The sequence below is a fragment of the Amycolatopsis sp. NPDC005961 genome (genome assembly GCF_040629235.1).
Classification (GTDB): domain Bacteria; phylum Actinomycetota; class Actinomycetes; order Mycobacteriales; family Pseudonocardiaceae; genus Amycolatopsis; species Amycolatopsis camponoti.
The window spans coordinates 20,264-33,368 of the sequence record NZ_JBEXVF010000065.1 but is presented as its reverse complement, the minus strand read 5'-3'; the positions used below and the strand labels follow the sequence as shown (position 1 = coordinate 33,368).

Sequence of the window (13,105 nt, the reverse complement as noted above, 5' to 3'; positions counted from 1 at the left end):
GTGAGGGCGAGGAAGGGAGGCGGGATGACCCGAGAAGGGTAGATCGCGATCAGGCAAGTGGGAGGTCGAACGCGACGAGCGTGCCGAGGCTGGGCGAGGAGTTCAGGAAGAACTTGCCGCCGGCGGCATCCGCGCGTTCGGCAAGATGGCGCAGGCCACGGGTGGCGACGCCTTGGGGGACCCCGGAACCGTTGTCCCGGACGCGGAGTTTGACGCCGCCGGAGTCCCTGGTGAGGGTCACGCGGGTTTCGCTCGCGCCGGAGTGTCTGACCACATTGGACAGAGCTTCGCGCAGGGCGGCCCGGATGTGGTCGGCGCTTTCCGCGGGGATGTCGGCGAACTCGCCGGACAGCTCCAGGGTCGGCGGGAAACCGAGCAGTTCGCCGGCGATGCGGACCTCGCCGCGCGCCGACTCGGCGAGGTCGGTGGGCGTGCCGGTGTCGTGGCGAGGCTCCGGCGACCGCAGCGCGCGCACGGTGCCCCGGATTTCCTCGATGGTCTGGTCCAGCTGGTCGATGGCGTCCGAAAGCCGCGCGCCGTCGGCTTGGGCGAACCGCTTGCGCATGTTGCGCCGAACCCGGTCGAGCTGCATCCCGGCGCCGTAGAGGCGCTGGACGATGACGTCATGAAGTTCGCGAGCGATCCGCTCCCGCTCTTCGTAGAGCGCGACGCGGTGCCGAGCATTGGCGCCTTCGGCGAGCGCGAGCACAACCCCGGCTTGGGCGGCGAAGGCAACAAGCATCTCAACGGTCCCGGCAGAGAACGGCTCACGCCCCCGCTTCCGGTAGACGGTGAGAGCCCCGAGAACCCGCCCCCCAGACCCGAACGGCGCGGCGGCGAAGGGCCCATAGCCCTGAAGTTCGGCGGGAACGTAGGGCGCGGTCCGAGGATCGACGACGAAGTCGGCACTGGCAACGGGCTCCCCACCGCGGGCCACCCGCCCGGCGGCCGAGTCCGCGGGGAGAGCAAGTCCGCGCAGTGTTTCCGCCGCTGTGATGGTGGTTGCCGCGGTGCCCGCGACCTGATCGCCAAGCAAGGCACCCGCACCGCTGGCGGGACCTCCGGCCGCCGCGCTCGCAGCGCTTGCCGCGGCGCCCGCGACCTGATCGCTGAGCGAGGCACCCGCACCACTGGCGGGACTTCCCGCCGCCGCACTCGCAGCGCTTGCCGCGGCGCCCACGGCCTGATCGCCGAGCGAGGCACCCGCACCGCCACCGGGACCTCCGGCCGCCGCGCTCGCGGCGCTTGCCGCGGCCGCGCCCTGATCGCCAAGCGAGACGCCCGCACCGCCGGCGGGACTTCCCGCCGCCGAACCTGCGCCACCACGCGCATCGGGGTCACCGGGCGCGAAACGCTCGTCGGCCTGCGTAGGCGGCGCCGGGCTGCCCGCCGCCGCACTTCCGTCGCCGGATCGTGCGCCCGCACTGCTGCTTGCTTTCGAGCCGTTCGTTGCCGAGCCTGCGACCGCGTCGCTGCCTGGGTGTGGCTCGGCCGGGGCCGCGTCGGCGGTCCGGCCTTCGGGCGATGCGAACTCGTCCGCGGCCGGGTGGGCGGTGGCGTAGTGGGCGGCCTCGACCACCACCCGGCCGTCTTCGGCGCTGACCATGGCCAGGCCGAGGTCCGCGTCGGCGAGTTCGGCCGCTCGGGCGACGACCGTGTCCAGCACCGCTCCCGGGTCGTCGCCGGACAGGGCGGTGCTCGTGATCTCGGTGGCGGCGGACAGCGCCCGCGCGGCAAGCGTCGGATCCATGAGTTCCGTCATTATCGCGCGACGCTGCGGCGGCGCGCCAAGCACGCTTCGAGAATCGATCACGCCACCGGCACCCGCGTCACGATCCGGCCGTCCCGGACCTCCAGGACCACGTCCGCACCGGCGGCTTCCTCGGCGCGGTGGGTCACGTGCACGACCGTCCGGCCCGCCAGCGCCTCGCGCAACTGTGCGCGCACGGCCTGGGCGGTCGGCTCGTCGAGGTGAGCGGTCGGCTCGTCGAGCAGCACGAGCCCCGCCGACGACGCGCCGAGCAACGCCCGCGCCAGCGCGACGCGCTGCGCCTGGCCACCCGACAGTCCGCTGCCGCCGCTGCCCAGCAAGGTCGACATGTCGAGATCGGCGAGCCCCGCCTGCCGCAACGCCTCCCGCAGCTCTTCGGCGGTTGCCGTCGGCCGCGCGAGCCGGAGGTTTTCGGCCACGGTGGTCCCGGCGAGCATCGGCTCCTGCGGCGCCCACGCAACCCGATCCGGCACAGCGACGACACCACACCGCGGAGCAAGAAACCCCAGCAGCGCGGCCACAAGAGTCGACTTGCCGGCACCGCTCGGCCCCACCACGGCGGCGTAGGTACCCGGCGCGAGGTCGAGATCGACATCGCGCAGGACCACCGGCCCGCCGGGCCAGCCGAGATCGGCTCCCCGAAGCACCACGCGCTGCCCAGCACCACCCTCGACCGGCAAGCTCCGATCCGCCCCGCCGCGACGGCCGATCTCAGCCCCCTCCGCCACAACGCGCCGCCCAGCACCACCCTCGACCGGCAAGCTCCGATCCGCCCCGCCGCGACGGCCGAGATCGGCTCCCCGAAGCACCACGCGCTGCCCGGCCCCGACCTCTTCCGCCGCGCCGTGACGTCCGACCTCGGCCGTATCCGATGCGACGCGCTGCCGTGCACGCTGCAGGGTGTCCCAGTGCTGTGCCGCCGACGGCAGGAGCGCCAGGACCTCCGCCAGGGCCAGCGGCACCAATGCCACTACCGGCGCGAGCACGGCGTCGAGGCTTCCCGCCGCCACCGCCTGGGCGGCCAGTGCCGTGCTGACCACCGTGCCCGCTCCGCAAGCCAGCGTGATCAACGCCTCCGCCGCGCCCACTCCGAACGCCTGACGGCGGGCCTGCCCCACCAGGCGCGTGTCCGCCTCCGTGAGTGCGCGGCGGTGGGCGCGGTCCTTGCCGAAGGCGAGCAGTTCCGCCGCCGCCTCGAACAGCACCAAGACTCGCGACGCCACCTCGCGACGACCTTCCGCCAGGGCTGTCGTCGCGCGGCGTTCGGCTCGCAGCGCCACCCACGGTGCGCACAGCCCCACCGCCACCGATGCCGCCAGGGCCAGACCCGCCGCGGGCAGAACCCACGTCTGCACGGCGATCGCCCCTGCCGCGACCAGCGCCACCACCAGCGGCGGTGACACCACCCGCGGCAACAAGTCGCGGACCATGTCGACGTCGGCGACCAGGCGACGCTGTCCCTCGCCCGCGCGCAGGCCTCGCGCGGGACCGAGGCGGACGAGCGAATTCCACAGCCGCACGCGGAGGCGGCCGGCGATGCGGAACGCCGCGTCGTGGGTGACCAGCCGTTCCACGTACCTCAGCCCCGCGCGCCCCAGGCCGAACGCGCGGACGCCGACCACCGCGACCGTCAGGGTCAGGATCGGCGGCTGCTGCGACGCCTTCGCGATCAGCCAGCCCGACGTCGCCGTCAGCGCCACCCCCGCCAGTAACGCGAGCGCCCCCAGCGCCGCGCCGGCGAACAACCGTCCGTCGAGCATCGCTCGCCACGGCAACGGCGACGCGGAAGTGTCGACAGTGGACTCAACAGCACTAGGCACCGTCTCCGGCGGCAGGTCGACCGCGGGGGTGTGCTCGTGGGCCGCGATGATCGCCGCGGCGCCGCCGTCGACCGCTCGCTGGACCGCGTCGAGCACCAGGCGCGCATTGGCCTCGTCCAGGTGGGCCGTCGGCTCGTCGAGCAGGAGCAGCCACGCGCCGTCGCGGACCCGGTCGAGCGCGCGGGCGACCGCGACGCGCTGACGTTGCCCCAGCGAAAGCTGAGCCACCGGCCGGTCCGCCAGCCCGGTCAGGCCCAGCTCGGCCAGCGGAGCGTCGGAGCCGATCTCCGAGCGGACCGTGCCACCGGTGAACACCGGCGACTGCGGCACCCACGCCACCTGCTCGCGCCAGCGTGCGAGGTCGGCATCGGCGAGGTTCGTCGAGCCGACCGTGATGGCGCCGTCGTGGGCCGGGACGAAACCGAGCAGTGCCGCGAGCGTCGTCGACTTGCCGCCGCCGCTCGGGGCTCGGAGCCAGACCGTCTCGCCCGGGCGGACCGTGAACGTCTCGCCGTCCGGAGCGAACCCGCCGCGTCGCGCGACGCGCAGGGAAGACACCCGGAGTGCGCCACGCGAAGGGATCGCGGTTCCGGCCTCGAAAGCCGGCTCGGCCAGCAGATCGGCGACGCGCCGGACCGCTTCGACGCCGTCCTCGCTGGCGTGGAACGCGGCGCCGACCGCGCGCAGCGGCTGGTAGCACTCCGGCGCGAGGATCAGCACGCCGAGCCCGACGGCCAGCGGCAGGTTCCCGCCGACCAGCCGGACGCCGATCACCACCGCGACGAGCGCCACCGACAGCGTCGCGATCAGTTCGAGCACGAAAGCCGAGGAGAACGCGACCTTCAACGTCTTGAGCGTCGCCCGGCGGTGACGCTCGGAGAGTTCCCGGACCGCCTCGCCCTGCGCGGCCGCGCGGCGGAACGCGGTCAGCACCGGCAGCACGCGCACGAGCTCCAGGAGCCGTTCGGACATCCGGTGCGTCGCGTCGGTCGCCCCGGCGACGCGCCCGGCCGTGTACTTGCCGACGAGGATCGCGAACATCGGCAGCAGCGGCACCGTGAGCGCGACGATCACCCCGGACGGCCAGTCGGCGCACAGGATCGCCGCGCCCGCGCCGAGCGGCACGACCGCCGCCGTCACCAACGCGGGCAGGTATTCGCGGAAGTAGGCGTCGAGCGCGTCGAGGCCGCGGGTCGTCAACGCCGTCAGCTCGCCGTGGCCGCGGCGGGCGATCCACTCCGGACCGAGGCGCAGCGCGTGGTCGACGGCCTTCGCGCGCAGCTCGCGGTGCGCGGTCGCGGCCGCGCGGGCCGAGACCGTGCGCACCGCCCAGCCGGTCAGCGCACGCGTCACGACGAGCGCGAGCAACGCGGCCAGCTGGGCGGTGCTTCCCCCGGAACCCGCTCCGACGATCGCCGCGAGGACGTCGGCGAGCAGGAACGCCTGGGCCACCAGCGCGAGGGCGTTGAGGAAGGCGAGGAACCCCACCAGGGCCAACGCCCGGCGCACCGCCGGCACGAGGGCCGGCAATGCGCCGAGCGGGCCCTTTCCCGGCCGCGCCGAGTCCATTGTGGACTCCGAGGCGAGAAGGGTCGCGCGCCCGGGAAGCTTGCTCATGGCGCGTGGACCGCCGGGATGTGCTGAGTGCCGATGCGCTTGCGGAACACCCAGTAGGTCCAGCCCTGGTAGATCAGCACCGCGGGCGCACCGAAGACGGCCACCCAGGTCATGACGGTCAGCGTGTACGGGCTCGACGCGGCACCGGCGATGGTCAGCGTGTTGGCGGCGTCGAGCGTCGAGGGCAGCACGTTCGGGAAGAGCGCCCCGAACATGACCACCGCGGCCCCGGCGATGACGACGCCGAGCGCGGCGAACGCCTGGCCGTCGCGGTCGGCGCGCAGCCTCAGCCAGGCGACGACCGCGGCGAGAGCACTGATCCCGAACGCGAGCAGTGTCCACAGCGTGCCCGAACGCCACTGGACGACCGAGAGGAACCCGACGATCGGCAGCATGGCGATCGGGAGGAACCGAAGCGCCAGCGTACGAGCGCGTTCCCGCAGGTCACCGCCGGTTTTGAGGGCGAGGAACGCCGCGCCGTGCGTGATCGCGAAGGCGACGACCGCGACCGCGCCGAGCAGGGTGTCCCAGCGGAACGCGGCGAACGCGGAGCCGACGCGGTTGCCTTCGGCGTCGAGGGGCAGGCCGAGGACGGTGGTGGCGAGGATGAGGCCGACGCCGAGCGGCGCGACCCACGAGCCGATCATGATCACGCGGTCCCAGGTGCGCCGCCATCGTTCGGAGTCGACCTTGCCGCGGTATTCGAAGGCGACGCCGCGGCCGATGAGGGCGAGCAGCACGATCAGGAGCGGCAGGTAGGCGGCCGAGAAGAGGCCCGCGTACCAGGCGGGGAAGGCGGCGAACATCGCTCCGCCGGCGACGATGAGCCAGACCTCGTTGCCGTCCCACACGGGTCCGATGGTGTTGACCATAACGCGGCGCTCGGTGTTGTCGCGCGCGAGGACGGGCAGCAGCATGCCGACGCCGAAGTCGAAGCCTTCGAGGAAGAGGTAGCCGAGCCAGAAGAAGGCGATGACGACGAACCAGACGGTTTCGAGGGTCATCGGGTCACTCCTCGGTAGCCGTGAGTTATCCACAACCCGTCGAGTTGTCCACAGGGTGCCTGTGGGTAACTCGGCAGAGTGAAGAAGTCGATACTTTGAGTGTTCATCCCGTCCGCCCCCTCAGTACGCGAAGGCGAGCGTGTCGCCGTCGGTCTTGTCGGAGTCCTTCTTCGGTGGCGGCATCACCGCGTCGACGCCGCCGCGGATGTACTTGCGCATCAGGTACAGCTCCACCAGGCCCAGCGCCGCGTACACCGTGGTCAGCGCGATCAGGGACGTCCAGACCTCGCCCGCCGTCAGCCGCGACACCGCCTGGGCCGTGAACATCCACACCCCGTCGACGCCCGACGGGTTCGGGACGACCACGAACGGCTGACGGCCCATCTCCGTGAAGATCCAGCCCGCGCTGTTGCCCAGGAACGGCGTCGCGATGCCGCCGAGGACCAGCAGCGGGAACCAGCGGCCACCCGGAATCCGATCGCGGCGGGTCAGCCACAGGGCCAGCAGGCCGATGCCCGCCGACACCGCGCCGAAGCCGATCATCATGCGGAAGCCCCAGTACGTCACCGGCAGGTTCGGCACGTAGTCGATCGGCTTGCCCGCCAGCGACCCCAGCTCGGGATCGTCCGGGTAGTTCGTGCCGTACTTCGCCTGGTACTCGGTGATCAGGTCCTCGACGCCCTTGACCTCGGTCTTGAAGTCGTTGTGCGCCAGGAACGAGAGCAGCGCGGGCACGTTGAACGTCTTGACGTCCTCGCAGTTCGACCCCGCGACGTCGCCGATCGCGATGATCGAGAAGCTCGCCGGCTTTTCCGTGTGGCACAGCGCTTCCGCCGACGCCATCTTCATCGGCTGCTGCTCGAACATCAGCTTGCCCTGCGTGTCACCCGTGATCGCGAGGACCGCGAACGCGGCGATACCGACCCAGCCACCGAGGCGCAGCGAAGTCCGCCAGACGTCCTGGTGGTCGCCGCGCCGCCACAGGTGCCAGCCCGCGACGCCCACGAGGAACGCCGACGCCACCGAGAACGCGCCGGCGAGGGTGTGCGGGATCGCGGCCAGCGCCGTGTTGTTCGTCAGCACCGCCCAGATCGAGTTCATCGTCGGCTTGCCGTTCTCGAACGTCACGCCCACCGGGTGCTGCATCCACGAGTTCGCGGCCAGGATGAAGTACGCCGACGCCATCGTGGCCAGCGAAAACGCCCACGCGCACGCCAGGTGCACCTTCTTCGGCAGCCGGTCCCAGCCGAAGATCCACAGGCCGAGGAACGTCGACTCGACGAAGAACGCGACGAGCCCTTCCATCGCGAGCGGCGCGCCGAAGACGTCGCCGACGAAGCGCGAGTACGCGCTCCAGTTCATCCCGAACTGGAACTCCTGCACGATTCCGGTCACGACGCCCATGGCGAAGTTGACCAGCAGCAGCTTGCCCCAGAACTTGGTCATCTTCAGGTGCCGCAGCTCGCCGGTGCGGACCCAGCGGGTCTGCATCGCCGCGACCAGGATCGACAGCCCGATGGTCAGCGGGACCATCAGGAAGTGGTAGACGGTGGTGATGCCGAACTGCCACCTTGCTAGCTCCAGGACCTCCACGTGGTCCAGCGTGCTCCGGGGGCGCGGCCACAGCCAGATCAAGTGGTCCCGACAAGCGCAGGACCAACGTCCTGGGTGACTACAGCTGGTCGAGCGCCGCCCGCGCTTCGTCCGCCACCGTCCGCCGCGGACCGGCCGAACCCAGCTCGAGGACGTGCTCCAGCGCCAGCGCGTACGCCGTGTCGAACGCCCGGTCCGCGGCCACCGGGAGGTCCGGGCGGACGCCGGTGCCCTCCCAGTTCTCCCCCGTCTCCGGGTGGAACGAGCGCGCGATCGACACGGTCACGTCGAGGTAGGTGTCGACCTTGTACTGCTCACGCGGGTGGGCGCCGCCGCGGGTGGCCTCCCCGACCGTCTTCGCGCGACCCTGCTGCTGGAGCGAGAACGCGAGGTCCTCGCCGCCGGAGAACGTCCGCGGCCCGGTCAGCACCCAGACCGGCTTGGTGCCGCCGAACCGCAGGCCCGGGACGTACGGCAGCGTCCACATCTGGATGGTCTTGTGGTCTTCGCGCTCGTAGATGTCGAGGTAGTGGACCTGCTCGTCGACGAGGTAGGTCTGCAGCAGCGCGCTCGTGCCGGGGGTGCCGCCGCGGTTGCGGCGCACGTCCAGCAGGAGGGCGTCCGTCGGCGCGAGCAGCGTCATCGCCGCCGCGATCGCGGGGCCGGCCAGCTCGGGCGGGTAGAGCATCGTCGTGTCGAGGTAGCCGACGTTGCCGGCCAGGCGCCGGACCTCGGCGATGCCGAAGCCTTCCAGCTCGGCCTCGACCCGGAACCCGTCGGAGTTCACGGCCGCGTCGCCGTCTTCGGCGACCGGGTCGACGTGGTGGCGCAGGCGCAGGTGCTGGTCGCCGTTCACCGACTGCAGGTCCGTTGTGACCAGCGTCGCGAACTCCGCGTCACCCAGACCGTTGTACGCGCCTTCGCCGAGACGCTCGCGAAGCACTTCTGCCAGCTTCGCCGCGACGTCCGGGAAGACGTAGTGAGCTTCCAGCCGGCGGATGACCTCATTGACCTGCGCAGCACGCGCTTCAGACCCCATGGCCGCCAACCTACCGCAGCCCACAATCGAATTTTCGGTACGCCGAAGAAAATTGTGCGACGCGGCTTGACAACAAATTCATGACGGCCTGTCGGACAATTTCGCGGAAGCCATCAGCTTGCGGTGTTCCGAAACTCCCCTTTATCGTTGAAGTGAAAGGGGCGAAACATACTCATGACTTCCGCAATGGTGGCGCTGCTCACCGCGTTCGGCCTGGTCCTCGCCGTGGAGCTGCCGGACAAGACGCTGGTCGCAACCCTGGTGCTGACCACCCGTTTCCGCGGTGGTCCGGTATTCGCCGGGGTCTGCGCGGCGTTCGCCGTGCAATGCGTCATCGCGGTCGCGTTCGGCAGTGTGCTGACGCTGTTGCCGGACCTGGTCCTTTCGCTGGTGGTCGCCGCGATGTTCGGCCTCGGCTCTTTCATGCTCCTTCGCGAGGGATTCAGCGAAGCCGACGAAGCAGGCGAAGACGCTTCGCGCGTCGGCCCCGCTCCGCTGTCCTTCCTGCGCTCCGCGATGACATCGTTCGGCGTGCTCTTCGCCGCCGAGTGGGGTGACGCCTCCCAGCTCGCGACGGCGAGCCTCGCCGCCCGCATCGGCAACCCCGTCGCCGTCGGCGTCGGCGCGTTCGCCGCGCTCATCGTCGTGGCCGGGCTCGCGGTGTTCATCGGCGGGAAGATCCGCAGCCGGATCAAGCCGAAGCTGATCCAGCGCTGCGCCGGGTTCGTGTTCGCCGGTTTCGCGGCGTTCGCCCTGCTCCAGCTCGCCTTCTGACCGCTGCCTCACAGGTTCACCGGGTAACCTTTCGGAAACGAAAGGGTGGAAGCCAGGTGAACAAGCCATTGCCCGCGGTCTCGCCGTTGCACGGCCGGGTCGCGCTCGGCGGCATCGGCCTCGCCGTGGCCATCTCGATCGACCTGCACCTGCGGCTCTCCGGCCAGGTCAGCCCGATCTGGCAGACGCTGTCGGAGTACGTCTACGGCAAGCTCGGCTCGTCGTCGGCGGCTCCGCTGTTCAGCGTGATGTGCCTGGCCCTCTCGCTCGGCTCGGTCGCCCTGCTCGCCGGCATCGCGAAGGCCCACAGGCCGGGTACGACCGCCGTCTGCGTGTTGCTCGGCGTGTGGTCGGCCGGCCTGCTCGTGTGCGGGCTTGTCCCCGTCGACCCGGACGGACAGGCGCGCTCGACGGCCGGGCAGGTCCACAACCTCGCCGCGCTCACGGCGTTCGTCGCCCTGCCCGTGGCCGCGTTCGTGCTGACGAAGAAGGGCCGTGAGCGCTGCCCGTGGGAACCACGCCGGACGACGATCCGGCGCCTGGCCACGGCGAGCTTCGCCAGCATCGGCGTGGTGCTCGCCGGCTTCGTCGTCACGCTGATCGTCGGCCCCGCGCAGCAGGACGTCACGCTCGGCCTGTTCGAGCGGTTGTTGTTCACGATCGACGTCGCCCTGCTGCTGACCATGGTCCGGCCGCTGCTGGCGGTCTCGCGCCGCTAAGCGCGCAGGATGTCGGCCAGCCGGGCGGCGGCCGCGACGACCTGAGGGCCCACCTCGGCGGCTTTCAGCGGCTCCATCGAAACGACTCCGACGCTCGCCTTCAGCCCCGGCACGCCGCGAACCGGCGCCGCGACGCCGGACGCGCCCGCCTCCAGCTCGCCCGTCGACGTCACCCAGCCGTCGCCGCCCGGACGCAGGGACATCGCCTTGCCGGCCGCGCCCGCCGTCAGCGAGTGCCGGCTCCCGACGCGGTAGGCGACGTGGAAGCTCGTCCACGACGGCTCGACGACGGCCACCGCAAGCGCTTGCGTGCCCTGGGCGACGGACAGGTGCGCGGTCGCGCCCACCTTCTCGGCCAGCTCGCGCAGCACCGGACCGGCCGCGTCCCGCAGCTGCGGGAGCACCTGCCCGGCCAGCCGGAGCAGGCCGACGCCGAGCCGGACCTTGGTGCCGTCGCGCCAGACCAGCCCGCGCTCCGACAGCGGCACGAGCAGCCGGTAGACGGCCGCGCGGCTGGCCCCGATGGCCACGGCCAGCTCGGAGATGGTCGCCGCGTCGCCACCGGCGTCGGCCACTGCCTGCAGCAGCGCCAAGCCTCGGTCGAGCGTCAGCGACCCCTCCCGGCCGGTCACAGCAAGCCGAGTTCGCCCATGTCGGCGACGGGCTGCTCGAACGAAGCCGCCGCGTACGACGCGAAGAGCGCCCGGACGGCCTTCGCGGCCTGCTCGGACAACCCGCGGGCCTCTTCGGCCAGCGCCTCGGCGTCGGTCGACTCCAGCGCACCCCGGACGTCGCCGCCGGAGAGGCTGCGCGCGGAGGCCACGAGCAGGTTCAGGAAGCCGTGGTGCACGAAGCCGGTGTCCGGATCGGTGTGCCGGACGGCGCGGTGCAGGCTGTTCGTCGCCTTGAACGAGGCGCCGGAGGACCCGCTGACCACCGCGAGGAAGTCCGCGACCTCGTCGACGTTGGGGAAGTTCTCGCCCGCCTTGCCGCCGCAGCGGATCTTCGGCCAGCTGCCGTGCTCGATGACCTTCCGCACGCCGTCCAGCCAGCCGACGCCGCGCCGCGGCTCGACGACGCGGATGACGTCCTCCGGGACGAACTCCGAGACGCGCTCCAGCCACACCTCGTCGACGTCCGACGGCGCCGGCATCTCGACCATCCGCAGCGCCAGCAGCTCGCTGCGCGACTCGACGATCGAGATCGCCTTCGGGACGCCGCCGAGACCGGTGTCGATGATCAGCGACAGGGGCAACGGCTGCTTCGGCTTGATCTTGATCAACTCGGTGATCAGCTCCGGCAACCGCGAGGCTTGACAGAGGAAAACCCCCAGTACACCGGCGTGCTCGGACTCCCGGCTCGCGAAGTGCGCGCGGAGGGCTTCGGGCATGGCCGCATCGCCGGGAGGGAACAGCGCCGAGTCGTCGACGAGCCTCGCGAACAGGGGAGGAATCCCACGGGGGCCGGGGGGCGTGAGTTCCACAGCGCTTGACACGAATGACACGCTAGTAGCGTACGACATGAGGACAAAATCGTTCGCACAGCGGACGCGTCTGAAGGGGTTGTCGATGCCTTACTACCGGCGAGTAGGTGAGATCCCGCACAAGCGGCACACCGCGTTCCGGAAGCCGGACGGCGGGCTCTACGCCGAGGAGCTGATGGGCGTCGAAGGCTTCTCCGCCGACTCCGCGCTGCTGTACCACCGGGGCCTGCCCACGGCGATCGTCGACGCCGTGGCGGTCGAGGAGGACCGCGGGACGCTGACGCCGAACCACCCGCTCAAGCCGCGGGCCTACCGGACGCAGGACCTCAAGTTCGGCGCCGAGGCCGACGCGGTGACGGACCGGCGGCGGCTGTTCGGCAACAACGACGTGACCATCGGGTTCGTCACGGCGACCGCGCCCAGCCCGCTCTACCGCAACGCGGCCGGCGACGAGCTGTTCTACGTCCAGGGCGGCTCCGCGACCGTCGAGACGATCTACGGCAGCCTCGAGATCGGCGACGGCGACTACCTCGTGCTCCCGACGTCGTGCACCTACCGCGTCGTCCCCCACGGCGAGGTCGGCCTCTTCATCCTCGAGGCGCGCGGGCACATCGGGCCGCCGAAGCGGTACCTGTCGGCGAAGGGCCAGTTCCTGGAGCACTCGCCGTACTGCGAGCGCGACGTCCGCGGGCCGTCGTCGCCGCTGGTCGTGGACGGCGAGGACGTCGACGTGCTCGTGCGGCACCGCGCGGGCCTGACGCGCTACACGTACGCGACGCACCCCTTCGACGTCGTGGGCTGGGACGGCTGCCTCTACCCGTGGGCCTTCAACATCGACGACTTCGAGCCGATCACCGGCCGCGTGCACCAGCCGCCGCCGGTGCACCAGACGTTCGAGGGCCCGAACTTCGTCGTCTGCTCCTTCTGCCCGCGGAAGGTCGACTACCACGAGGACTCGATCCCGGTGCCGTACAACCACGCGAACGTCGACTCCGACGAGCTGATGTTCTACGTGCGCGGCAACTACGAGGCCCGGAAGGGCTCCGGGATCGGCGTCGGCTCGCTGTCGCTGCACCCGTCCGGCTTCACGCACGGCCCGCAGCCGGGCGCGGCGGAGGCGTCGATCGGCGCGGAGTTCTTCGACGAGACCGCCGTCATGGTCGACACGTTCGCGCCGCTGGAACTCGGCGAGGCCGCCGACGCGTCCGAAGACCCCGGCTACGCGTGGACGTGGTCGCGTCGCGGTCCTAAGCAATAGTCAAAATACCGTCCCCTTCGCGTTCCG

General features: G+C 71.4%; 10 protein-coding genes and 1 pseudogene. 3 read left to right on the top strand and 8 right to left on the bottom strand.

Annotated features, from left to right (window positions below):
* Positions 1-49: 49 nt before the first annotated feature.
* From ABZ342_RS38735 to ABZ342_RS38710, 6 genes and pseudogenes are all read right to left on the bottom strand, one after another.
* A complete protein-coding gene (locus tag ABZ342_RS38735) occupies positions 50-1,180 on the bottom strand; it encodes a histidine kinase (RefSeq protein ID WP_360484095.1) in 1,131 nt (376 codons plus the stop codon).
* 381 nt (positions 1,181-1,561) lie between these two features.
* Positions 1,562-1,750, bottom strand: a pseudogene (locus ABZ342_RS38730) (sensor histidine kinase); the annotation flags it as partial.
* Between the two features lie 59 nt (positions 1,751-1,809).
* Complete coding sequence (cydD, locus tag ABZ342_RS38725) at positions 1,810-5,160, bottom strand: thiol reductant ABC exporter subunit CydD (RefSeq protein WP_360484092.1); 3,351 nt, start codon at positions 5,158-5,160, stop codon at positions 1,810-1,812.
* 44 nt (positions 5,161-5,204) lie between these two features.
* Positions 5,205-6,212 (bottom strand): cytochrome d ubiquinol oxidase subunit II, encoded by a 1,008-nt coding sequence (cydB, locus tag ABZ342_RS38720; RefSeq protein ID WP_360484027.1) that lies wholly within the window; start codon positions 6,210-6,212, stop codon positions 5,205-5,207.
* Between the two features lie 120 nt (positions 6,213-6,332).
* Positions 6,333-7,805, bottom strand: coding sequence for a cytochrome ubiquinol oxidase subunit I (locus ABZ342_RS38715; RefSeq protein WP_360484024.1), 1,473 nt, complete (start codon positions 7,803-7,805; stop codon positions 6,333-6,335).
* A gap of 79 nt (positions 7,806-7,884) precedes the next feature.
* Positions 7,885-8,844, bottom strand: coding sequence for a S41 family peptidase (locus ABZ342_RS38710; RefSeq protein ID WP_360484021.1), 960 nt, complete (start codon positions 8,842-8,844; stop codon positions 7,885-7,887).
* A gap of 186 nt (positions 8,845-9,030) precedes the next feature.
* On the opposite strand from ABZ342_RS38710, the gene ABZ342_RS38705 reads away from it, so the two are divergent.
* Together ABZ342_RS38705 and ABZ342_RS38700 are read left to right on the top strand one after the other, a co-directional pair.
* On the top strand, positions 9,031-9,618 hold the full coding sequence (locus ABZ342_RS38705) for a TMEM165/GDT1 family protein (protein ID WP_360484089.1): 588 nt from the start codon (positions 9,031-9,033) through the stop codon (positions 9,616-9,618).
* A 56-nt stretch (positions 9,619-9,674) separates the two neighbouring features.
* Entirely contained in the window at positions 9,675-10,337 is a 663-nt protein-coding gene (locus tag ABZ342_RS38700; RefSeq protein WP_360484018.1) for a DUF998 domain-containing protein, read from the top strand.
* Here the strand turns inward: ABZ342_RS38700 and ABZ342_RS38695 are convergent.
* Both ABZ342_RS38695 and ABZ342_RS38690 read right to left on the bottom strand, forming a co-directional pair.
* Positions 10,334-10,969 carry a helix-turn-helix domain-containing protein gene (locus ABZ342_RS38695; protein WP_155548432.1) on the bottom strand — a complete coding sequence of 212 codons (636 nt, stop codon included), beginning with the start codon at positions 10,967-10,969 and terminating at the stop codon, positions 10,334-10,336. The two genes, ABZ342_RS38700 and ABZ342_RS38695, sit on opposite strands and share 4 nt — an antisense overlap.
* A complete protein-coding gene (locus ABZ342_RS38690) occupies positions 10,966-11,820 on the bottom strand; it encodes a hypothetical protein (protein WP_277875494.1) in 855 nt (284 codons plus the stop codon). Before ABZ342_RS38690 ends, ABZ342_RS38695 begins: the two co-directional genes overlap by 4 nt.
* 85 nt (positions 11,821-11,905) lie before the next feature.
* Here ABZ342_RS38690 and ABZ342_RS38685 point away from each other — a divergent pair, with 85 nt between their 5' ends.
* Positions 11,906-13,078 (top strand): homogentisate 1,2-dioxygenase domain-containing protein, encoded by a 1,173-nt coding sequence (locus ABZ342_RS38685; RefSeq protein ID WP_360484015.1) that lies wholly within the window; start codon positions 11,906-11,908, stop codon positions 13,076-13,078.
* The last annotated feature ends 27 nt before the right edge of the window (positions 13,079-13,105 follow it).